A 21,367-nucleotide genomic window follows, 5' to 3' on the forward strand; every position below is an offset into this window, starting at 1 on the left:
ATCGTTATGCATACTCAAGAAGAAATATATTCAAAAATTGTAGATATTCTGGAAGAGCTTTTTGAAGTTGATCCGGCGGGTGTTTCACCGGAATCGAATCTTTATCAGGATTTGGATGTTGACAGTATTGATGCTGTGGATCTGGTTGTTGAACTGAAGAAATACACGGGTAAAAAAATTCAGCCTGATGACTTTAAACAAGTTCGAACCGTGCAGGATGTTGTTACTGAAGTTGAAAAACTGTTGAATAACGGTTGATCTGATTTGCATTATAAAATCATTATTGGTGTCTTATCTTTAAGCTATCCCTTTATTGTTTATTGGGGGCTGCAAAATTATGGCGCTGCATTGTTATTGCCATTGCTATTTATTTTGCTATCACTGCGATGGATTACAGGTAATCAACCAGGAGAGCGTAAGGTACTCATATTCAGTGCGTTCGCTTTGTTATTAGTTGTTGTGTGCTGGGGACAGGCTCTGGGTTTAAAGTTTTATCCGGTAATCATGAACTTAGGATTCCTAACTTTATTTGCAGGTAGTCTGTTTTCTTCGATGACAGTGGTTGAACGACTGGCAAGAATAAAAGAGCCTGACTTGTCAGATGCTGGCATTGCTTATACGCGAAAGGTAACCGTCGTATGGAGCGTGTTTTTTCTGATAAACGGCACTGTTGCGGCAATAACGGCTGTATTTTTCAGTAATGAAATCTGGGTGTTTTATAACGGTTTTATTGCATACCTGCTGATAGGTATCTTGGCCACTGCAGAATGGTTCATACGGAAAAAGGTTAGGCATAACTGACATGGAATGGGTGAAGTTATCCCGCTGGATGGTTGATGTTGATCAGTATCATGAGCTGGCAGTTGATGCTGGCGTGGTGTTGAATAAGGCAGAGTTAAACGTTCGTGTGTCTCGATGGGTTGCCTGGTTGCAATGTAGGGATGGCCTGCGCTGGGCGGTGTACCATCAAGATATATATGAGTATTTAGCAATACTTTTAGCGTTATGGCATTTGCAGCGAACCGCTTGCGTACCTGGTGATAATCAGGCCGGCAATATAGAAAAACTACGTGCGGTAGTAGACGGTTTTGCAGGAGAGTTTCCCACCCAAAACAGCTATAGCAGTAGTGATGAGCTGCCGTTAACTGGGCTTCTGCCTGAAACGATTAACTGGCACCCGTTGAATACTGACTATCCAGCACTGGAAATTTACACGTCTGGATCGTCTGGTGAGCCCCAGGCAATTGTAAAAACAATTGGGCAGTTAGAAAGTGAAGCGTCTGCTTTAGATAAGTGGCAGGTAGCTAACTCCGGATCAGTAGTTATTTCAACTGTCTCTCACCAGCATTTATATGGCATGACATTCAGGCTGTTCTGGCCTATGAGTGCAGGTAAACTTTTTGAGCGTACGGTTTGTCAGTATGGCGAGTCAGTTATTCAACTGGCGAAAATATATGAACGTTTCTGTTTAGTATCAAGTCCCGCGTTGCTGGCACGAATGAACAAAGCGCTGGCCTGGCATGAAGTGGCATCTGGCTGCGAGTATATATTGTCGTCTGCAGCTCCTTTGCCTCTAATAGCTAGCCAGTGTGCAGAACATTTGCTTAAAGCACCCGTCAGAGAAATTTACGGTAGCTCTGAGACGGGAGCAATTGCCTGGCGGGAACAGCTGTATGGTGAGTGTTGGCAAACTTTACCTGGTGTTGAACTTCGAAGCCTTAAAAAAGGTGGGCTTCAGGTTCAGTCTACTCATTTAATTGAGGCTGTAGTCCTGCCTGATAAAATTGAATTTACAGAGCTGAACCGTTTCAAATTACTTGGCAGAATTGACAGAATTGCGAAGGTGGAAGGTAAAAGAGTATCTTTAAATGCTGTAGAGCGCTGTCTGAAAAACAATTCTGTGATTACCGATATTAAGGCTTTGGTTCTGCACCGTAAGCGTACTGAAGTTGCAGTTGTTATTGAGTTAACAGCAGAAGGGCGGCAATGGTTAAGGCGGGCAGGGCGTAAAGCGGTTATCAGATCCTTCAAAACACAGTTGGCCGCTTATTTCGAAGCAGTTACTTTACCCCGGCGTTGGCGTTTTCCTTACCGAATGCCCTATAACCAACAAGGAAAGCTACCTTTGGATAACCTTAATGCTTTGTTTGTCTCTGAGCCCCAAAAGTGGCCATTGCTGTTGAGTGAGAAGTTAAACGAAACTGTAGAGCTTGAATGTTTCATACCGGCAGATACCGAGTATTTTGATGGGCATTTTGCGGAGCACCCTATTTTACCGGGGGTGGTTCAGGTGCACTGGGCTGAAGCATTCGGTCGGCAATATTACTCAATAGAAGGTCGTTTCATCCGTTTAGAAGTAATTAAGTTTCAGCAAGTAATTACACCTGAGATGGTGGTTCTTCTTCTGTTGGATTATAGCCCGGAAAAACAGAAACTAAGTTTCAAGTATATGTCCTCAAAAGGTGTGCATTCCAGTGGCAGGATTTGTTTTGAATAAGACTGACTTTCAGCCAGCGTTTTTGATTCCTGTTTACAATCATGAGCATGCTATTACTGACACGTTAGAGAAAGCATTAGAGTACGAGCTTCCGGTTTTACTTGTTGATGACGGCAGTGATGACGCTTGCCGTCTTAAGTTGATAGAGTTGGCTGAACGTCATTCAGGCAAAGCGATACTAATTCGGTTAGCAGAGAATTCGGGCAAAGGCGCAGCTATTAAAGCAGGTATCAGGCATTTACAGCAAAATGGCTTCACCCATGCAATTCAAATCGATGCTGATGGACAGCATGATGTTGCGGATTTACCTAAGTTTATGAAAGCGGCAGAACAAAGGTCAGAAACACTTATTATTGGTTATCCGCAATATGATGAGTCAGTTCCCAAGACACGTTTATATGCACGGTATTTAACGCATGTATGGGTGTGGATAAATACTCTGTCTTTTGCGATTAAGGACTCAATGTGTGGTTTTCGCCTCTATCCTCTGGCTGCATTGGTGACACAGTTGGATGAAGAGCGCTGCGGTGACCGTATGGATTTTGATACAGAAGTTCTGGTCCGCTGGGTCTGGCGGGGCGGTAAAGTTACTAATGTGCCAGTGAATGTGCGTTACCCTCTTGATGGTGTTTCTCATTTTAATGTTTTCCGAGATAACGTTTTGATATCTTTAATGCACAGTCGTTTATTTTTGGGCATGTTAGTGCGTTCTCCTAACCTTATTTGGCGTAAAGTCCGTGGTTAAGAGGTCCTTATGTCAGAAATGAGCAGGCATTGGTCACGGGTAGGTGAGGCAGGTACTGTGGCCGGTATGCGCATATTGCTATTTATCTATATTTTGTTTGGCCGTGTGGGATTCCGAGCGGTGCTCTGGCCCGTCATGGCTTATTATTATCTGGTACACGCAAAAGCGCGGCAGCACTCTGCTGAATATCTGGCAAGGGTAAAACCTTTTTTATCTTCGCAGCAGGCACGTGAACTTACCTCATTTAAACATTTTCTGGCTTTTGGAGAGGCGTTGCTGGACAAACTGATTGTCTGGATGGGGCGAATAAGTGATGACAACGTTGAATTTGCGACGCCTGATGCTTTTGCGCATTTAGATACTGGTCAGAGAGGGGGGATTATAATTGTCTCCCATCTTGGTAATTCGGAGATATGTAATGCATTGGCGCATCAGGCCAGAGACGTTCGTTTGACGATTCTGGTGCATACCCGGCATGCGGTGAAATTTAATTCAGTGCTTAAAAAGCTCAATACCAGTAACCGAATTGAATTATTACAGGTTACCGAAATGTCACCTGCAACAGCGATGCTGTTATCCGAACGTATTGATGCTGGTGAATATGTAGTGATTGCTGGAGATCGGGTACCGGTGAACAACCCGGGCAGAACTTCAACAGTGACTTTTCTCGGAGAAAGTGCTGACTTACCTCAGGGCGCTTTTATTTTAGCTGCGTTGTTACGTTGTCCGGTACATCTTTTGTTCTGTTTGAAGCAACAAGGTACCTACCATTTATATTTAGAAATATTCGCTGAACGGTTGAAGCTTCCCCGCAAGGAGCGGCAAGCGGAGCTTGATAAGTATGTACAGCAATATGCACAGCGGTTAGAACATTATTGTATAAAGGCACCGCTGCAATGGTTTAATTTTTACCCTTTCTGGGGTGAAAGAAATACATAAGCTGGACGTTATTACAGTGCTATTAAGGTGTTGTTGAGTATGGAAACAGAAGTCGTTATTGAAGTGCCGTTTCATGATGTGGATAGTATGCATGTCGCGTGGCATGGTCATTATGCGAAGTATTTGGAAGTCGCCCGTTGTGCCTTATTAGATAAAATTGCATATAACTATATCGAAATGGAGGCTTCGGGGTATGCCTGGCCGGTTATCGATATGCGTATTCGTTATGCACAGCCTTTGAGGTTTCAGCAGAAGGTTTGTGTCAGAGCAAAATTAGTTGAGTGGGAAAATCGCTTAAAGGTCGATTACGTAATTGTCGATCAGGAAAGTGGGAGGCGCTTAACTAAGGCTTTTACCGTACAAGTAGCGGTGGGCTTAGCTGATGGTGAAATGCAGTATGCATCGCCTGCGGTACTATTAGAAAAACTTGGGAAAGAATAATGAAATTTGTGTCATTTATCTTTTTTTGTTTGCTTTCAGTGACCTGCGGGGCTGATGTTCTTACATACCAGCAATTGGCAAAATTAACGCAGGCGTCAGACAGTCTGACAGGTGAATTTGAACAAGATAAGTATTTAGCACTTTTGGATGCAAGTTTAAAATCAACTGGCCGTTTTTCTTACTTGCGAAATCAGCAGATCAACTGGTTAACAGAAAGCCCTGTTCAGAATGAATTGGTTATAACTCCTGAACGTCTGGTAAATCGTCAGCAAGGGCAAGAACTTATGAGTCTTGACTTAGCGTCTAATCCTGCAGGGGTTGTGCTTGGTGACATTTTGTTTGCGGTTTTAACGGCCGAATGGCCAAAACTGAAAGCTTTATTTCGTTTACAGGGTAAGGTGCAGGGGACTGACTGGCAGGCTGTTTTGGAACCCAGCGATCCCGCCATTGCACAGGTAATGTCCAAAGTTGAATTATCCGGTGATCATTTATTGCGGCAAATTGTACTGAACGAAGTGTCTGGTGATCGCACAACTATACGTTTTTTGAATCTTCAGCCGTAACCGATGTTAAAAACCAAGCTGGTATTTCTGTCTGACAACCTGCTACGTACTTTGGCATGTATTTGGTTGCTAATTATTCTTATCGTTGTGATGGGTGTCTGGCGTAAAGGGCTGAGCTTTGATTCCAGTATCATTTCATTATTACCCGCTTCGCAACAGAATCCAGCCGTCCAGTTAGCCACCGATAAAATGGCTGCTGAGTTCTCGCAGCGAATATTTTTACTAGTGTCTTCACAGGACGATCAGCTTGCACGAACTGCTGTAGCAGAAGCTGCAAATAGGTTTGCACAACAGGAAGGTGTTAGTGAATTAATCTGGAGGATTGGCTCCACAGAGTTAGGACGCTTTGATAATAATTATTTTGCTTACCGGTTTTCGATTTTGTCGTCTGACTTACGTCATGCTTTATTAGCAGCGGATTATGATTTCGTAGAAAATAAAGCACTACAAAAAGTTTACAGTCCGGTGAGCATTGCTGGCGGCAGTTTAATTGAAGATCCGTTTCGCTTATTTGCTGAGTTGAAAATTAATCAGAGCAGTGCTTTAAAACTTAAAGCCGAGGATGGTTTACTGCGAGTATCGTCGGCTGAACATCCGACGTATTTACTGATAATTACCTTGGCTAAGAGCCCGTTTGAACAGGCTCTTCAGAGTCAGGTACTTCAGGTTTTATCAGACTTAGATAATGTTCCCGGAGTGAGCATCGAAGCGTCTGGTATGTTATTACATGCTTCAGCAGGAACTGTTCAGGCGCGTAGTGAAATTCAAACAATTGGCTTGGGGTCACTTTTAAGCGTAGTGGTTTTGGTGCTATTGGTATTTCGTCGCTGGCAACCTTTGCTGCTAATGCTATTGCCTGTGACTGTTGGTTGCGTAGTTGCAGCCAGTGTCACTATGTTGGTGTTTACTAAGGTTCATTTAATTACGTTCGCCTTTGGTGCTGGGTTGGTTGGGGTATCTGTTGATTATGCATTACATTTTATTTGTGAGCGCAAATCTAAAGTTCCGGCGAAAACGACGTTAATAAAGTTATTACCTGGCTTGGTATTGGGATTGTTTTCCAGTGTCTTAGCGTATGCAGTACAAACACTAACTCCTTTTCCGGGGTTGCAGCAAATGGCGACTTTTTCTATCGCTGGCTTAATTGCTGCCTGGCTGACAGTGATTTTATGGCTGCCCCTTCTGACCAGCGATAACATTCGACAGCCAGCAGAAGCCAGCAAAAAACTGTCTTTATTGCGAAATACTTTTCCGCGTTTACAGCCTAAGCCCGGAATTATTTTTATGATGCTGGTGTTATTTGTAACGGCGTCATTAAGCGTCTTTAAGCATGAGGGTGTTGATGATGTGCGCTTGCTACAAACCTCTCCGCCGGCATTATTAGCGCAAGAACAGAGAGTTCAGACAATATTAGGTACGGCTAGTAGCTCACAGTTTTTATTAATACAGGCGGGTAACATTGAAGAGGCTTTGCAAAAAGAAGAGCGATTACAATCAACTTTAGAAAGTTTGATTAACAATGGCTATTTAAACGGGAGCCAGGGACTTTCAGATGTTATTCCGTCGGAACTGCGACAGCGCGAAAATTTACAGTTAGTGATGGATTTATATACAAGTAAACTTGAGGACTACCTGGGTCGTTTAGGACTGCCTTTGGCATTGGCTGCAAAGATAAGCAAGGAATTCTTTGAGTTGAATTCGCCGGTGTTAAGCTTCGATGAATGGATGCTCCTACCTGGAGAAAACCAGTGGAAGCCGTTGTTAATACAGCAGACCAGAGAGCAGGTTACTACGTTAATTCGTTTGCAGGGTTTATCTCCCCAAGGGCTAAGCAGACTAGAGAACTTCAGTGCTACAGATCCAAGTATCACATTTGTGGACCGGGTAGCTGATATATCAACTGTATTGGGAAAATACAGAACGCAGGTGAGTTATTGGTTGGCCGTTGCTTATTTAGTAATTTTCTTACTCTTGACGATACGTTATCGCACGCAGGTATGGTGTATTGTACTGCCACCTTTTATGGCGTCAGTTTTGACTATGGCACTGATTATAGAGCTGGAAGGAGGGGTTAATTTATTCCATCTGTTAGCTTTGGTCTTAGTTTTAGGGATTGGTTTGGATATGGGTATATTTTTAACTGAAACTCGGGGGGATTCATATACCTGGTTGGCAGTTACCCTTTCTTCTTTTACCAGCTTAATGGCATTTGGTTTACTGGCCCTGAGTCAGACGCCGGTGTTACATCATTTTGGCTTAACAGTGTTACTGGGATTAACGCTTGTCTGGTTATTAACTTTGTTGTTAAGGCCTCGTTTTTCATAAAACATTGCTTGCTGTAAGTGCATAAAGATTAGAATAAGGAAAATTACATGTCTGAACATCAGGGACGTCATGATGTGATTATTATCGGTGCCGGGCCTTCTGGTGCGGTTGCAGCAGCGCTACTGAATAAGCGCGGTTATAAAGTGTTAGTAATTGAAAAGAGCTATTTTCCCCGGTTTTCTATTGGCGAAAGTTTGTTACCTCAGTGTATGCAGTTTCTTGAGGATGCGGGTTTGTTGTCGGTGGTGGAACAGGCCGGCTTTCAGAGCAAGAATGGCGCGGCATTTAGCCGGGGAGATGAATATGATTATTTTGATTTTCGTGAAAAATTAACGCCAGGTTATGGGACAACATATCAGGTCAGACGTGATAAGTTTGATAAGTTACTGATTGATGAGGCTGAGGCGCAGGGGGTACAGGTAACGTACGGACATACAGTAACCGATTTCGAATTACATACTGATGGTGTGCTATTAACAGTTACTGATGAAGCATTATCTGAATACAGATTACAGGCTGATTTTGTGTTAGATGCCAGTGGCTTTGGGCGGGTGCTACCTAGGTTATTGGGTTTAGATAAGCCTTCAGCATTTGAGAGTAGGACGTCTGTTTTTACCCATGTTGAAGATCGAATTGATAATCAAAGTTTTGATCGGGAAAAAATTCTGATCAGTGTGCACCCTGAGAATCAACAAATTTGGTATTGGTTGATTCCGTTTTCGGATGGGCGTGCATCTGTTGGTGTAGTGACGCCTCCGGAAGTATTGGAAAATTTGTCTGGCAGTGATTTGGAAAAGCTGAAAACCTTGATAGGTGTTGCTGACTTTAAAGCTGATTTGCTTGGAGATGCTGTTTTTGATTCTGAGGTTGGCAAAATACAGGGCTATGCCTGTGATGTAGAGCAACTATATGGTGAACGTTTTGCCTTATTGGGGAATGCTGGTGAGTTTCTAGACCCGGTATTTTCATCAGGAGTAACGATTGCTTTAAAATCAGCTACTTTAGCAGTACAAACATTGGATCAGCACTTGTCCGGCCTTGAACCTGACTGGCAAGAACAGTTTGCTGACCCTTTACAGAAAGGCATTGATACTTTCCGGAATTTTGTTGAGGGTTGGTATGATGGACGGTTGCAAGATGTTATTTTCTCGGCAGAAAAAAATCCTGCTGTTAGTGAAATGATTAGCTCCATACTGGCAGGTTATGCATGGGATGATAAAAATCCGTTTGTAAAAAATCCTGCACGTCTCAGTGTGTTAGCTGAACTGTGTCGAAATGCTGAACGCGGAAAGCAGGCCGATGATAGATAGAAATACAGGGTTCGTAGCGGTAAGAACTCTAAGTACACTCGTAGTGGCAATATGTCTGTTGTTGTCTGGATGCAGCAGTTTTAATGACCGTGCTGCTGATTCGGGTTACCAGCCTGAGCTGTTGCTATTGTCTCCGCAAGACTCGCCGTTTACCGGTGTGCTTAAGCAGAAAGTTACTTTATCATTTCATGATATTGAACGATCATTTCTTGTTGTGACACGCTTAAATTCGGAAAAAATTGTCTTAGTGGTTTTGTTGCCCACAGGTCAGCAATTATTCCAGTTGATTTATGATGGCCAGAAATTACAGCATAAAGCGTCAGTGGTCGCTGATATTCCTACACGTGAGTTGTTAGCTATCATGCAGTTTTCTTTATGGCCGAAGGCATCCGTAAAACAGGCATATAGCATGGCTGACGAGTGGAAGCTTGGGTGGTCAGAAAAGGTCCGTGTTCTGAGCTTACGTCAAGAATTGTGGTTAAGCGTTGTTTTTGAGAGTAATCAGATACACATTGATAATTTGTTAGAGAATTATCAGGTTAAAATTGAAACGCTGGAGGCTCAGTAATATGAGAATTACTGCAGGTTCGAAGAAAACCTATCTGAATAAGATGGGCATTCTATGCGCTGCAGGTGGTTCCGCCGAAGAATTACGGATAGGCGTCAGTGAACAGAGCGATTATTTTAGTTTAAGTAATGCGTTTGGAACTGAAGTGAAACACCGATTAGGGGTCTGTCAGCAGGCGTTACCAAAAATACCTCTTAATGATGCAAAATGGCAGAGTCGTAATAATCAATTGGCATTGGCTGCCTTAATGCAAATTGAAGCGGATGTGAAGCTGGCAATAGAGCAATATGGTTCTGAACGCGTAGGTATTGTGATCGGTACAAGTACATCCGGAATTGCTGAAGGTGAAGCTGCTATAAGGGCTATACAGCAAGGGGAGGCTGCAGGAAACTATGATTACTGTGTTCAGGAGATGGGTGCAACTGCAGATTTTATTGCAGAGATATTGAACATAAACGGACCTGTATATGGTATATCAACGGCTTGCTCTTCGGGTGCTAAAGCTTTAACTAGTGCCCGGCGTTTACTACGCTCTGGTATTTGTGATGTTGTTATTGCTGGTGGCGTGGATTCTCTGTGCCGTTTAACGGTACAGGGTTTTAGTTCTCTTGATGCCGTGAGTTCTGAACGTTGTAATCCGTTCAGTAAAAATCGAAACGGTATTAACATCGGTGAAGGTGCTGCATTATTTATACTAAGTCGGACGCCTGAAGGTGTAGAGCTTTGCGGGGTGGGTGAAGGTTCTGATGCCCACCACATATCTGCGCCAGACCCTTCTGGTGAGGGGGCTATCAGAAGCATGACAGAGGCGTTAGAGGACGCTGAGCTTAAAGCTGCAGATATTAATTATGTGAATTTACATGGCACAGCGACTGCTTTGAATGACCAGATGGAAGCTAAGGCTATGCATAAGGTCTTTGGGTCGCAGACCCCCTGCAGTTCAACTAAGGCATTGACCGGACATACATTAGGCGCAGCCGGAGCTGTGGAAGCTGGCATTTGCTGGTTACTGCTGAATCCGGATAATACCTGTTCTCTGCCTGCGCATTGCTGGGATGGCGAATATGATCCTGAATTACCGAATATTAATCTTTTAAGCGTAACGGATGCTGCATTGATTACAGATATAAAGTATGTGATCAGTAATTCCTTTGCTTTTGGTGGGAATAATATTTCTTTGCTATTAGGAAGAGTCTGATGTCTGAATACAGCGTTGCTGAATTAGTGCCGCACTCTGGAAAAATGAGTCTATTGGATGAAATAGTCGCTTATGGTGACGATTGGTTGGAAGCACACGTCAATATACATTCCGGTGCGATGTTTGCTGATGAGTCTGGTGTACCTGGATGGGTTGGCATGGAGTATCTAGCGCAGGCGATTGGTGCTTATGCAGGGGTGCAGGAGCGGGCCGGTGGTAAAGTGCCGAAGTTAGGTTTTCTGCTGGGCAGCAGAAAATATGAATGTTCTACAGATAAGTTTTTACATGGGCAGACGCTGCTCATACGGGTAGAAAAAGAATTACAGGCGGAAAATGGCTTAAGCAGTTTTAATTGCCTGCTAAGTAGTGAAAATGTAACGGCTGAAGCACGGTTAAATGTGTTTCAGCCTGAAGATGCAGATGTGTTTTTAAAGGAAATGGCATAGTGAAGGGCAGAGTACTGGTTACTGGTTCAAGTAGAGGCATTGGACGAGGTATAGCAGAGCGGCTGATCGCTGATGGTTTCGAGCTGGTAATTCATTGCCACAGCAGTGTTGTTCAGGCGGAGGAGGTTGCTTCGATTGCTCGGGAGGTTGGTCAACAGGCTACTGTTTTGCAGTTTGATATTGCTGATCGGGAAGCTTGTCGTGAAACTATTGAAGCAGATATTGAGGCTAACGGTGCGTATTATGGCGTAGTTTGTAATGCCGGAGTTGCCAGAGATAATGCTTTTCCGGCTATACCGGGAGAAGACTGGGATTTAGTACTGAGAACTAATCTTGATGGTTTCTATAATGTGTTGCATCCGGCGATGATGCCGATGATTCGCAGAAGGAAGCCAGGCCGAATTGTAACCCTGTCTTCTGTTTCAGGTGAGATGGGTAACCGTGGGCAAGTGAACTACAGTGCTGCTAAAGCTGGTATTATCGGAGCGACTAAAGCATTAGCAGTAGAATTAGCCAAGCGAATGATTACAGTAAACTGTGTTGCTCCAGGGCTTATTGATACAGATATGATTAATGATGCACCGGTTGATGAAGCCTTGAAGATGATTCCAATGCAGCGTGTTGGCAGTATTGAAGAGGTAGCAGGTACGGTCAGTTTTTTGATGTCTGAAGATGCCGGTTATATTACCCGGCAGGTTATTTCTGTAAATGGCGGTATGTATTGATGAAGCGAGTAGTAGTAACAGGGATGGCTGGTTTCTCACCTTTAGGTGATAACTGGGACTCAATTCGAGAGCGTTTAAAAAATATGCAGACAGGGATTTGTCGCATGGACGACTGGGATAAATATGAAGGCCTGAATACTCGTTTGGCAGGGCCTGTAAAAGATTTTGAAATGCCCTCGCACTATAAGCGTAAAGCTTTGCGTAGTATGGGGCGGGTTGCTCAGTTAGCTGTCTTGAGTACTGAACGGGCGTTAGAGGATGCAGAATTATTAGGGACTGATGTTCTGACCAGTGGTAAGACAGGTGTGTCTTTTGGGTCTTCAGCAGGTGATTCAGTAGCTATCGGCGATTTCGGTAATATGCTGATAAATCATTCCAGTGACGGTTTAAATGCGAATTCTTATATTAAAATGATGGCACACACCTCGCCGGTAAATATCGGTGTTTATTTTGGTTTGAAGGGAAGGGTTTATACAACCTCGAGTGCCTGTACCTCAGGTAGTCAGGGAATCGGTTTAGCTTTTGAAACGATAAAATACGGCCAGCAAGATGTCATGATTAGTGGCGGCTGTGAAGGTTTGTGTGCAACACAAGCTGCGGTTTTTGATACCTTATATGCAACCAGTGTGCGAAATGATGCTCCTGATGAAACGCCACGACCTTTTGATCGTGACCGGGATGGACTGGTTATTGGTGAAGGTAGCGGTACTCTTATTCTCGAAGAACTGGAGCATGCGCTGGCACGTGGTGCAAAAATCTATGCGGAAGTGATTGGTTTTGGAACTAATTCAGACGGTAGTCATGTGACTCAGCCGTCGGCTGATACCATGGAGAAGGCTATTCGGCTTGCACTTAAAGATGCAGATATAGACGCTTCAGAAATCGGATATATTAGTGCGCATGGTACAGCGACTGCACGCGGGGATGTGGCCGAAAGTACAGCAACTGAAGCTGTATTTGGGAATACAGTACCAATCAGTTCAATGAAGAGCTTTACAGGCCATACGCTTGGAGCCTGTGGTGCATTAGAAGCTTGGGCAAGCATTGAAATGATGAATACCGGTTGGTTTCATGCCACAGCTAATTTACATAATCCTGATGATGAATGCGGAAATCTTGATTACATTATGCATGAGGGACGGCGTATAGAGACCGAATACGTGATGAGCAATAATTTTGCTTTTGGTGGTATAAACACCTCACTTATTTTTAAGCGTTGGCATTAATTGACAGTAAAGCTAAAAAGGCTAATCAGGGAACTGATTAGCCTTTTTTGTGTTTTGACTTATCCAGTATCGAATTCGCTAAGTAGCTGAAGGCTTATTTTGTCTTCGTCTGAGCAAACCTTCCCCAGTAAAGATAACCAATGCAAGCCAGATCATGGCGAATGTCACCAGGCGATTAGAGTCTAGTGTTTCACCAAAATAAAACACGGCGATCAGGAATGAAATGCTCGGTGCTATATATTGCATCAGACCAATATACAGCAGACTGAGTCGCTGAGTGGCCGAAGTGAAGCAGAGTAACGGTAAGCTGGTAACTATACCTGCAGCGAGTAATAATATGCTTAGTCCAGTACTGGCATTCAGCAGATATAGCTCGTTATGGTTAGCCAGCCAGATCATATAGCCCATCGCGAACGGAAAGAGTAAAAGTGTTTCCGTGAACAGCCCCAGAATAGAATCGACTGGAATTGTTTTTCGTAACAGCCCGTAAAAACCAAAACTGAATGCCAGACTTAGTGCTATCCAGGGGAGCTTGCCGAGTAGAACTAGCTGATAACCGACGGCGGCTAATGCCAGTAAGATAGCCAACCATTGTCCTATTCTTAACCGTTCGCCGAGAAAGATCATCCCCAGAAACACACTTACCAGTGGGTTAATATAATATCCAAGCGCTGCTTCTAATACTTGCTCTTGAGCAACGGCCCATATAAATACTAACCAGTTAGCTGAAACAATAAGGGCGGTCAGGGTGAGGCTCAGAAGCAGTTTAGGTTTTTTAAGCAGGCTAATAATGTCCTGGCAGCGTTTACTGATAAATAATATTGCTGCCAGAAATGCCAGTGACCAGACTATACGATGCGCAAGGATCTCCATGGCAGGTACACTGGCAATAGCGTGAAAATAAATTGGAAATACGCCCCACATGCCATAAGCGGCGAGGGCGAAGTAGAAGCCTTTCTTCTGTTCCTGTTCAGCGTGCACTGGAATCTCCGTCTGGCGCGGTTGGATGAACCACGTTGTGCATTAAATAACGTTGCTTGAATGTGTCACTGCAGGCTTTAAGCATGCGAGTCATAATTGCGATGAAAATCAGGCTGAATGCGAGTCGGGCCCAGAGAATTCCAGAAAGGTCAGCCCCTAGTGTCATTATCAGCAGAGTATCTTCAATGATGCTATGACACAATCCCAGTAAGCACAGAGCTGCAAAACAGTCTTGTGGTTCAATATTGCCGCTGCGAGCTTCCCTGATCAGCAAACCTCCGCCAAAAGATAATCCCAGTGTAATACCAATAATAGTAAGGGATGTTGCCTTAGGGCTGATTCCCAGGATTTTGAGAACAGGCTTTAGTAACCAAATCATTAAGCGTTCGATATGTAACCAGCGTAATAGCCGCAGTAGGCTGAGCAACACTGCAATTATGAGCAAAATCATAGCGAAGCTTTTTAACTGAGATATGCACCATGTCAGCAGGGTATCATCTGTTTGAGCGGGGGGCTGCCAGAGCAATTCAACTGGCTGCTGAAGCCAGTTACCCCAGCTATAAACATGATGCAGAATAATGCCAAGTATGAGAGCACTTATAATACGCAGCGACAATGCAATTGCCAGACGGACACCGGCCTGCTGAACAATTCGCACTTCGATGGGAAGACTGTGGGCGATTAGCATCATACTGCCGAGCACGGTTACCTGTGCAACTGTTAGCACCTGATCATCTGCCATCTGAAAGAAAATGATCATGCCACCGTAGACATTAGTGATCATAGTTGTCGTCCAGACAATGCCCATGTTCTCAGGTAAGCCGACCAGTACCATTAATGGCTCGAGCAATGCGCTGATATAGGGGATTGCGCCCATTTCTTCCAATATTTTAACGATGATTATAACGGGCAGAGTTAGTTTGAATAATAGAAAGAAGACGGCAAAAATCTCCTTTGCCAAGTCTGGTAACGTATTTTTCCAGAAGGAATACCATATCTTTTGCATTGTTTAACCTGTGACTGCGTGATGATGTAATCAGCGGATGCCTGCTTGAAAGATATATAGTGTAATTTAGGCTTGATTTTGATTATTTTCTATTTGTGTCTTAATGATTAATAATGTTTCTTGGTAACTCTTATTAAGATAACTTTATTAGCTTTTAAGAAAATTTATGGAACTTCAGTTAGATCGCATTGATCGGCAGATTCTTAATACTCTGCAAAGAAATAACCGTATCAGTAATCAGCAACTTGCTGAGGAAATAAGTTTGTCTCCTCCGGCTTGTCTGAAACGCGTGAAGCGTTTGCGTGAATCAGGCGTAATTGAAGCTGATGTGGCGATTCTCAGTACCCGGCTTTTGGGCAAGATGTTAAATATCATTGTGGAAGTGGAGATGATTCGGGATCAGGCAGACCTGGCAGATGCTTTTATGCGTAAGATGCAAAATGCTGGTGAAGTCACTCAGTGCTATCAGGTGACAGGGGAAGTCGACTTTCTGTTAGTTGTTATGGTGCCAGACATGCAGGCATATGAAGTTTTCGTACGACGTGATTTGTCCAACGATCCGTATTTGCGAAAATTCAGAACTCTGATATCAATGCGGCGTGATAAATTTACGACCCGAATTGATGTGTAGATGTATATTTCCAACAGACAAAAAAAGAGAGTACTCAGTTCCCCTTGAGTACTCTCTTCTGCTTGGCTTTCCCTGTTCCTTGCGGATTTTTAGCGGCATCCTGCCTACTTCCATGTATCCCTTTCCGCGTACCAGCCATCCTTTCTTCGATCCATGAAGCGTCTTGCTCCATAAAGCTTATTATGCGGATCGCAGAATAGATTTATATAGGAATAATTCTTAATTTTGATGTCAGAAAAAAGACAATAGAAATAACTGCTATAGAAAAGCAGTTGTAAGATAGAAAAGATGGAAAAAAAGAGAGCACTCAGTTCCCCCTAAGTACCCTCTTCGCGCTGGCATCCATTTTCCGTGCGGTAAATTTGCATCCTGCAATCATCCCTAACCCTGTCCGCAAGCTATGGCCTTCCTCGATTCGATCCCTGAAGTTTGATGATCCTGAAGCACATTATCCACGTTTGATTTTTTATAAATATAAGAAAAAGTCTTATTTTTGAGATGATTCTTGTAAGACTTTAGACGTAGATGTATTTGTAAGCGATACCTCCACTAGACTTTGTAGCGAGAGTTAGTTCCTTACATATAAGGGCATTGGGTGGACAGCGTTTACATGTCGCCATACACTAGCTGCAGTATCTTGGTCGGGGTGCCCTGAATGGGGCTGAGAGCTGTTCGATAGACAGTGACCCGCGAACCTGATCCGGTTAATACCGGCGTAGGAAATCGAGATGAACCGTCAGAACTATTTCCTTTTTTTGGGATTCATGCGGTTTAGCTCGTAATAGCTAACTGGATGATGAACTAACCTAAGCTGGCCCGTTAAGTGTTTTTCATAACGTATTTGATGGCAAAGCTCTTCGTTTATCGACCAAAGCCTCCTCGTCTTATTATTCCGTTATCAGTGTTATTACCACCAGGAAATGAGAATTTCACTTATAGAATTCTGTTCGCTGCCAAATGAGCCTGCAGATTTTTAAGTGAAAGTATTAATTTGATTCGTTATGACCTTCTTTCTATGGGAAGGGCAGACCGGTAGATCCGCAGAAAATAACGAGAATAACTAAAGGTAATACTATGACTGATTCCAATATTGCATTGAGCCGCAGCGCTCAGGTTGATGAAGCCTCTGTGCAGCCATTTCCAAAATCTCGCAAAGTATATGTTGAAGGCTCTCGCAGTGATATTCGTGTACCAATGCGGGAAATCTCGCTGGATCAGACGCCAACTGATATGGGTGGCGAACCTAATGAGCCTTTATACGTTTACGATACTTCCGGTCTGTATACTGATCCTGAAGCTGAAATTGACGTTCGTAAAGGCCTGAAGCCTGTACGTGCAAACTGGATCGCTGAGCGTAATGATACTGAGCAGCTTGCGGGTATGACATCTGAGTATGGCCGTGTACGCGAACAGGATCTGCGTCTTGACCATTTGCGTTTTGAACTGACGCGTAAGCCATTGCGTGCTAAAGAAGGCATGAATGTATCCCAGCTACATTATGCGCGTAAGGGGATTATCACTCCTGAAATGGAATACATCGCAATTCGCGAGAACATGAAGCTGGCTAAGGTTAAAGCTGAAGGTTCTATGGTTGATCAGCAGCATCCTGGCCATAGCTTCGGTGCTAAATTACCAGAAGAGATCACGCCTGAGTTCGTACGTAAAGAAGTAGCAGAAGGTCGTGCAATCATCCCTGCGAACATTAACCATCCTGAAGTAGAGCCAATGATTATCGGCCGTAACTTCCTGGTTAAAATCAACGGCAATATTGGTAACTCTGCTTTGACGTCTTCTATTGAAGAAGAAGTAGAAAAGATGACCTGGGGCATTCGCTGGGGTTCAGATACCATCATGGACCTGTCCACAGGTAAGAATATTCACGAAACCCGTGAATGGATTCTGCGTAACTCACCAGTACCAATCGGTACTGTGCCTATTTACCAGGCGCTGGAAAAAGTAAAAGGCGTTGCAGAAGATCTTAACTGGGAAGTATTCCGCGATACGCTGATTGAACAGGCCGAGCAGGGTGTGGATTATTTCACTATCCACGCAGGTGTATTACTGCGTTATGTGCCAATGACTGCTAAACGTATGACGGGTATCGTTTCCCGTGGCGGTTCTATCATGGCTAAATGGTGCCTGGCGCATCATGAAGAGAACTTCTTGTATACGCACTTCGAAGACATCTGCAAAATCTGTAAAGCGTACGATGTATCTTTCTCTCTGGGTGATGGCTTACGCCCAGGTTCTGTATACGATGCGAATGATGAAGCACAGTTTGCTGAATTGGAAACGCTGGGGGAACTGACTAAGATTGCCTGGGAGCATGACGTTCAGGTAATGATCGAAGGTCCGGGTCACGTGCCAATGCATATGATCAAAGAAAATATGGACAAGCAGCTGACTGAATGTCACGAAGCGCCTTTCTACACATTAGGGCCTCTGACGACTGATATCGCACCTGGCTATGACCACATTACGTCCGGTATAGGTGCGGCGATGATTGGTTGGTACGGTTGTGCGATGTTGTGTTACGTAACGCCTAAAGAGCACCTGGGTCTGCCAAACAAAGATGATGTAAAGACTGGTATCATTACTTATAAGATTGCTGCTCACGCTGCTGATCTGGCAAAAGGACATCCTGGTGCACAGATTCGCGACAACGCTATGTCTAAAGCACGTTTCGAATTCCGTTGGGAAGATCAGTTTAATATTGGTCTGGATCCGGATACAGCCCGTGCATACCACGATGAAACATTGCCGAAAGAGTCTGCAAAAGTTGCTCACTTCTGCTCAATGTGTGGTCCTAAGTTCTGTTCTATGAAAATTTCGCAAGAAGTGCGTAATCTTGATGAAGCTCAGGTTGCTGCAATTCACGCGAAGGCTGAACAGGGCATGCAGGAAAAATCTGCTGAGTTTAAGAATACTGGCGCTGAGATTTACCATAAGGTTTAAGCCTTAGGTATACCAGCTTGCGTTAGAAAAGCTGGGGTAAATGTAAAAAACCGCCGAATATTCGGCGGTTTTTTTATGGAAGAGTTAAGTGGTTATTCTTCTTTTAATGGATGTCCGTTAGGAAGTTGACGTTCAATCCACAGGGCAAGCTTATGCTTCATATTCGGTTCGTTATCTTCGCCTTTAGCGAGAGGCTGAATAAGTTTGTCCAGAACCAGTAAGCGATATATTGCTGTAATTTTGTTGCTGGCGCTGTCGGTCGCTTCTATGTTTCCCGCTCCGCGCTTTTCCATGTAAACCCCACCAATACGTATGGCTTCTTTGACCAGTGCTGCTTCGTGCTTCAATTTTGCCAAAACCCTGACTCCTTATGCTTGCTGTCATGCCACTATAACTAAGCCAGCAAAACAGGCAAGATAAATTAAGCCATAGGTTCGGTATATATATGCAGTATACTGGCGCGGTTTATAGCCCGTTGTGTCGGATACAGCCAGCCAAAGTGTGAGAGTTACTTATGAAATATTGCATCATTCCTGTTACCGCTTTTCAGCAAAACTGTACCTTATTGTGGTGTGAAAATACCCGGCGTGCAGCTGTTGTTGATCCGGGTGGCGATATTTCTCGCATTGTAGAGAAATTGAACAGCGAACAGTTGATACTCGAAAAGATCTTGCTTACACATGCGCATATTGATCATGCAGGAGGCACAGCTGAGCTGGCTCAGGCATATAATATTCCGGTAGAAGGTCCGCATATTGAAGATAAGTTTTGGATTGATGCGCTGGATCAGCAGAGTAAGATGTTTGGTTTTCCTGCTGTAGAAGAGTTCACGCCAGATCGCTGGTTGAATGATGCTGATACAGTCAGTTTTGGTGAGCAATGTCTGGATGTGCTCCATTGTCCGGGTCATACCCCGGGTCATGTAGTCTTTTATCACCGTGGAATTAACCTGGCTTTAGTCGGTGATGTTTTGTTTAACGGTTCTATTGGTCGTACTGACTTTCCAAAAGGTGATCATCCAAGCCTTATTCAGTCAATTAACGAAAAACTCTTCACTTTAGGTGATGATGTAAGTTTTATTCCTGGTCATGGACCAATGTCTACTTTTGGACATGAGCGTTTGAATAATCCGTTTGTCAGCGATCACAGAGGCTGACAGGCAGCCATATATACTGGTTGATCGTTAGTCTATTAAGTTTGCAAATAATGCTTGTTTTACACGTCCAAATGACACTTCTCTGCATGAATAATAATCCGGTTCAAAGCCAAGAGGAATGGTGCCTTCAGCTATACTGTTAAGGCTATGTTCAAGCAACTTAGGGAGGCGTGAATGCAGCAGGTTAGATATGGTGATTATCAAATCACCCCGGCCGTGCAATCGTTGGGCCGCAACCGCTGGAACTTACTGCCAAGGATTACCGGCATGGAGGTTACTCCATTGATAGCTCCGGAAATGTTTACAACTGCGGATCCTGAAAATCAGATTGTTGCTTCTTCTGAAGCAGAGGCCATAAAACAATGCGTCGAGCTGGGTAAAATGATTATCGATGCTGATCTTCAACTTTACCCATAGCTTTATTTTTAACCCCTAGTTTCTTAAGGGCGCTTGATTTTGATATTCCACCGAACGCATTTCAGTTAGTCTGCTTCGGGTACGGTTGAATTCAAACTCAAGACTGCCCTGAGAATATAACCTTTCCAGCGGCTGCTTTGCGCTAACGAATAAATTTACCCTCCGATCATATAGCTCATCAACAAGACTGATAAAGCGCTTGGCTGCATCATCCATACGCGCATATTGCATGGTACGTTCGCCGGTTCGGGTAGATTCATACCCTGCGCCAATATTGCCGTCTTCAACACCACGGGTTTTGATCCACTCCTGTGTTATTCCTCCAAGTTGCGGTATGTCACTCACAAAGACATGTTCATAGCGGGAGGCCAGCTCGATGTAATCTAATTGTGAGCGGGGGCCTTCACAGAGCTGGTTGAAATCAAACCAGATACAGTTTTGGTTTCTTTTTCTAACGGGAATTTCCCGGTTCATGATTTTAGCTGGCTGTGAGGTCAGGGTGTTGTCAGTCTGACTCAGGGAAATGAAAATCTTATCAAGTTCGGAGTCAGCAGAATGCACGAAATAATTGTTTCTGTAGGTTAGCTGCCGAAGGCGGTGATCGGTATCTCCATCCATATGAAGAATTGTGAGATGTTGCTGTAGCAGGCTAATAGCCGGTTCAAAACGCTGACGTTGCAAACCATCTTTATACAGGTTGTGTGGTGGAGTATTAGAGGTTGCAACAAATATTATACCGGCAGTGAAAAAGCTTTCGATCAGGCGAGCAAGAATCATCGCGTCACCTATATCGCTAACATAAAACTCATCAAAGCAAATGACCTTGCATTCGTGTGAGAACTTTTCTACAACGAGTTGTAAAGGGTTTTTATGCCCGCTTAACTGCTGTAATTCCCGGTGAATTCTGGCCATGAAATGATGGAAATGCAGGCGGGTGACATAGCCTTTTGGCAAAAATTCACTAAACAGGTCAAGTAAGTATGTTTTGCCGCGTCCAACTGACCCCCATAGGTATAAACCTTTAGGTGTGTGTGTGTTGTTACGGAAGAAGCGCTTTTGGCCAGTGGAATTTTGAAGCTCATCAGATAGTTGCTGTAAGCATTCGACAGCCCGTTGTTGTGCCGGGTCGTTGTGATAACCATGTTTAGTGTTACTGTTTTGATAATACTGAATAAATAAACTGTCGGAAGTGCGCATATCTATCCCGAGAGGAAACCCTGATAACTGTTTCGCGAGAA

The 21,367-nt window shown here is 43.9% G+C and carries 22 protein-coding genes and 1 riboswitch; of the genes, 18 read left to right on the forward strand and 4 right to left on the reverse strand.

Going from position 1 to position 21,367, the window contains the following annotated elements; all coding sequences use genetic code 11:
- Window positions 1–6: 6 nt before the first annotated feature.
- Genes OCU49_RS06400 through OCU49_RS06465 form a run of 14 tightly spaced genes read left to right on the forward strand, consistent with a single transcriptional unit; the run spans window position 7 to window position 12,983 of the window.
- Window positions 7–258, forward strand: coding sequence for an acyl carrier protein (locus tag OCU49_RS06400; RefSeq protein WP_261844152.1), 252 nt, complete (start codon window positions 7–9; stop codon window positions 256–258).
- Window positions 259–264: 6 nt separating this feature from the next.
- Window positions 265–801 carry a COG4648 family protein gene (locus OCU49_RS06405; RefSeq protein WP_261844153.1) on the forward strand — a complete coding sequence of 179 codons (537 nt, stop codon included), beginning with the start codon at window positions 265–267 and terminating at the stop codon, window positions 799–801.
- A 1-nt stretch (window position 802) separates the two neighbouring features.
- A complete protein-coding gene (locus OCU49_RS06410; RefSeq protein ID WP_261844154.1) occupies window positions 803–2,497 on the forward strand; it encodes an ApeI family dehydratase in 1,695 nt (564 codons plus the stop codon).
- Window positions 2,490–3,242 (forward strand): glycosyltransferase family 2 protein, encoded by a 753-nt coding sequence (locus OCU49_RS06415; protein ID WP_261844155.1) that lies wholly within the window; start codon window positions 2,490–2,492, stop codon window positions 3,240–3,242. The genes OCU49_RS06410 and OCU49_RS06415 overlap by 8 nt, the downstream gene beginning before the upstream one ends.
- 9 nt (window positions 3,243–3,251) lie before the next feature.
- Complete coding sequence (locus OCU49_RS06420; RefSeq protein WP_261844156.1) at window positions 3,252–4,181, forward strand: lysophospholipid acyltransferase family protein; 930 nt, start codon at window positions 3,252–3,254, stop codon at window positions 4,179–4,181.
- Window positions 4,182–4,220: 39 nt separating this feature from the next.
- Window positions 4,221–4,622: an acyl-CoA thioesterase gene (locus OCU49_RS06425; RefSeq protein ID WP_261844157.1), complete on the forward strand. Its 402-nt coding sequence runs from the start codon at window positions 4,221–4,223 to the stop codon at window positions 4,620–4,622.
- Entirely contained in the window at window positions 4,622–5,185 is a 564-nt protein-coding gene (locus OCU49_RS06430) for an outer membrane lipoprotein carrier protein LolA (RefSeq protein ID WP_261844158.1), read from the forward strand. Before OCU49_RS06425 ends, OCU49_RS06430 begins: the two co-directional genes overlap by 1 nt.
- A gap of 3 nt (window positions 5,186–5,188) precedes the next feature.
- Window positions 5,189–7,510: an MMPL family transporter gene (locus OCU49_RS06435; protein ID WP_261844159.1), complete on the forward strand. Its 2,322-nt coding sequence runs from the start codon at window positions 5,189–5,191 to the stop codon at window positions 7,508–7,510.
- A 47-nt stretch (window positions 7,511–7,557) separates the two neighbouring features.
- Entirely contained in the window at window positions 7,558–8,820 is a 1,263-nt protein-coding gene (locus OCU49_RS06440) for an NAD(P)/FAD-dependent oxidoreductase (RefSeq protein WP_261844160.1), read from the forward strand.
- Window positions 8,810–9,388 carry a DUF3261 domain-containing protein gene (locus tag OCU49_RS06445; RefSeq protein WP_261844161.1) on the forward strand — a complete coding sequence of 193 codons (579 nt, stop codon included), beginning with the start codon at window positions 8,810–8,812 and terminating at the stop codon, window positions 9,386–9,388. The genes OCU49_RS06440 and OCU49_RS06445 overlap by 11 nt, the downstream gene beginning before the upstream one ends.
- Before the next feature lies 1 nt (window position 9,389).
- Window positions 9,390–10,586 carry a beta-ketoacyl-[acyl-carrier-protein] synthase family protein gene (locus tag OCU49_RS06450; protein ID WP_261844162.1) on the forward strand — a complete coding sequence of 399 codons (1,197 nt, stop codon included), beginning with the start codon at window positions 9,390–9,392 and terminating at the stop codon, window positions 10,584–10,586.
- On the forward strand, window positions 10,586–11,032 hold the full coding sequence (locus tag OCU49_RS06455; protein ID WP_261844163.1) for a hotdog family protein: 447 nt from the start codon (window positions 10,586–10,588) through the stop codon (window positions 11,030–11,032). The genes OCU49_RS06450 and OCU49_RS06455 overlap by 1 nt, the downstream gene beginning before the upstream one ends.
- A complete protein-coding gene (locus tag OCU49_RS06460) occupies window positions 11,032–11,757 on the forward strand; it encodes a 3-ketoacyl-ACP reductase FabG2 (RefSeq protein ID WP_261844164.1) in 726 nt (241 codons plus the stop codon). The genes OCU49_RS06455 and OCU49_RS06460 overlap by 1 nt, the downstream gene beginning before the upstream one ends.
- Window positions 11,757–12,983, forward strand: coding sequence for a beta-ketoacyl-ACP synthase (locus OCU49_RS06465; RefSeq protein ID WP_336605369.1), 1,227 nt, complete (start codon window positions 11,757–11,759; stop codon window positions 12,981–12,983). Before OCU49_RS06460 ends, OCU49_RS06465 begins: the two co-directional genes overlap by 1 nt.
- A 78-nt stretch (window positions 12,984–13,061) precedes the next feature.
- Here OCU49_RS06465 and rarD read toward each other — a convergent pair whose 3' ends face one another.
- Together rarD and OCU49_RS06475 are read right to left on the reverse strand one after the other, a co-directional pair.
- A complete protein-coding gene (rarD, locus tag OCU49_RS06470; protein ID WP_261844166.1) occupies window positions 13,062–13,964 on the reverse strand; it encodes an EamA family transporter RarD in 903 nt (300 codons plus the stop codon).
- Entirely contained in the window at window positions 13,954–14,970 is a 1,017-nt protein-coding gene (locus OCU49_RS06475) for a hypothetical protein (protein WP_261844167.1), read from the reverse strand. Before OCU49_RS06475 ends, rarD begins: the two co-directional genes overlap by 11 nt.
- Before the next feature lie 166 nt (window positions 14,971–15,136).
- Here OCU49_RS06475 and OCU49_RS06480 point away from each other — a divergent pair, with 166 nt between their 5' ends.
- Together OCU49_RS06480 and thiC are read left to right on the forward strand one after the other, a co-directional pair.
- Window positions 15,137–15,601 (forward strand): Lrp/AsnC family transcriptional regulator, encoded by a 465-nt coding sequence (locus OCU49_RS06480; RefSeq protein WP_261844168.1) that lies wholly within the window; start codon window positions 15,137–15,139, stop codon window positions 15,599–15,601.
- A 632-nt stretch (window positions 15,602–16,233) separates the two neighbouring features.
- Window positions 16,234–16,340: riboswitch (TPP riboswitch) on the forward strand.
- Between the two features lie 335 nt (window positions 16,341–16,675).
- Window positions 16,676–18,556, forward strand: coding sequence for a phosphomethylpyrimidine synthase ThiC (gene thiC / locus OCU49_RS06485; protein WP_261844169.1), 1,881 nt, complete (start codon window positions 16,676–16,678; stop codon window positions 18,554–18,556).
- A gap of 92 nt (window positions 18,557–18,648) precedes the next feature.
- Here thiC and OCU49_RS06490 read toward each other — a convergent pair whose 3' ends face one another.
- Window positions 18,649–18,912, reverse strand: a complete 264-nt coding sequence (locus OCU49_RS06490) for a DUF5062 family protein (protein ID WP_261844170.1) — start codon at window positions 18,910–18,912, stop codon at window positions 18,649–18,651.
- Window positions 18,913–19,070: 158 nt separating this feature from the next.
- Here OCU49_RS06490 and OCU49_RS06495 point away from each other — a divergent pair, with 158 nt between their 5' ends.
- Together OCU49_RS06495 and OCU49_RS06500 are read left to right on the forward strand one after the other, a co-directional pair.
- Complete coding sequence (locus OCU49_RS06495; protein ID WP_261844171.1) at window positions 19,071–19,712, forward strand: MBL fold metallo-hydrolase; 642 nt, start codon at window positions 19,071–19,073, stop codon at window positions 19,710–19,712.
- A gap of 174 nt (window positions 19,713–19,886) precedes the next feature.
- Window positions 19,887–20,129 (forward strand): hypothetical protein, encoded by a 243-nt coding sequence (locus OCU49_RS06500; protein WP_261844172.1) that lies wholly within the window; start codon window positions 19,887–19,889, stop codon window positions 20,127–20,129.
- Between the two features lie 15 nt (window positions 20,130–20,144).
- Here OCU49_RS06500 and zapE read toward each other — a convergent pair whose 3' ends face one another.
- Window positions 20,145–21,326, reverse strand: a complete 1,182-nt coding sequence (gene zapE / locus OCU49_RS06505) for a cell division protein ZapE (protein WP_261844173.1) — start codon at window positions 21,324–21,326, stop codon at window positions 20,145–20,147.
- Between the last annotated feature and the right edge of the window lie 41 nt (window positions 21,327–21,367).

Origin of the sequence: Aliamphritea ceti, from assembly GCF_024347215.1 — a bacterium.
Taxonomy (GTDB): Bacteria; Pseudomonadota; Gammaproteobacteria; order Pseudomonadales; family Balneatricaceae; genus Amphritea; species Amphritea ceti.

What these genes read in the sequence shown, in the direction of transcription:
- OCU49_RS06455 (WP_261844163.1), top strand. Translation starts at nt 10,586, where the DNA reads ATGTCTGAATACAGCGTTGCTGAATTAGTGCCGCACTCTGGAAAAATG.
- zapE (WP_261844173.1), bottom strand. Translation starts at nt 21,326, where the DNA reads ATGCGCACTTCCGACAGTTTATTTATTCAGTATTATCAAAACAGTAAC.
- OCU49_RS06450 (WP_261844162.1), top strand. Translation starts at nt 9,390, where the DNA reads ATGAGAATTACTGCAGGTTCGAAGAAAACCTATCTGAATAAGATGGGC.
- OCU49_RS06400 (WP_261844152.1), top strand. Translation starts at nt 7, where the DNA reads ATGCATACTCAAGAAGAAATATATTCAAAAATTGTAGATATTCTGGAA.
- OCU49_RS06465 (WP_336605369.1), top strand. Translation starts at nt 11,757, where the DNA reads ATGAAGCGAGTAGTAGTAACAGGGATGGCTGGTTTCTCACCTTTAGGT.
- OCU49_RS06445 (WP_261844161.1), top strand. Translation starts at nt 8,810, where the DNA reads ATGATAGATAGAAATACAGGGTTCGTAGCGGTAAGAACTCTAAGTACA.
- OCU49_RS06410 (WP_261844154.1), top strand. Translation starts at nt 803, where the DNA reads ATGGAATGGGTGAAGTTATCCCGCTGGATGGTTGATGTTGATCAGTAT.
- thiC (WP_261844169.1), top strand. Translation starts at nt 16,676, where the DNA reads ATGACTGATTCCAATATTGCATTGAGCCGCAGCGCTCAGGTTGATGAA.
- OCU49_RS06435 (WP_261844159.1), top strand. Translation starts at nt 5,189, where the DNA reads ATGTTAAAAACCAAGCTGGTATTTCTGTCTGACAACCTGCTACGTACT.
- OCU49_RS06430 (WP_261844158.1), top strand. Translation starts at nt 4,622, where the DNA reads ATGAAATTTGTGTCATTTATCTTTTTTTGTTTGCTTTCAGTGACCTGC.
- OCU49_RS06500 (WP_261844172.1), top strand. Translation starts at nt 19,887, where the DNA reads ATGCAGCAGGTTAGATATGGTGATTATCAAATCACCCCGGCCGTGCAA.
- OCU49_RS06425 (WP_261844157.1), top strand. Translation starts at nt 4,221, where the DNA reads ATGGAAACAGAAGTCGTTATTGAAGTGCCGTTTCATGATGTGGATAGT.
- OCU49_RS06480 (WP_261844168.1), top strand. Translation starts at nt 15,137, where the DNA reads ATGGAACTTCAGTTAGATCGCATTGATCGGCAGATTCTTAATACTCTG.
- OCU49_RS06475 (WP_261844167.1), bottom strand. Translation starts at nt 14,970, where the DNA reads ATGCAAAAGATATGGTATTCCTTCTGGAAAAATACGTTACCAGACTTG.
- OCU49_RS06495 (WP_261844171.1), top strand. Translation starts at nt 19,071, where the DNA reads ATGAAATATTGCATCATTCCTGTTACCGCTTTTCAGCAAAACTGTACC.
- OCU49_RS06420 (WP_261844156.1), top strand. Translation starts at nt 3,252, where the DNA reads ATGTCAGAAATGAGCAGGCATTGGTCACGGGTAGGTGAGGCAGGTACT.
- OCU49_RS06440 (WP_261844160.1), top strand. Translation starts at nt 7,558, where the DNA reads ATGTCTGAACATCAGGGACGTCATGATGTGATTATTATCGGTGCCGGG.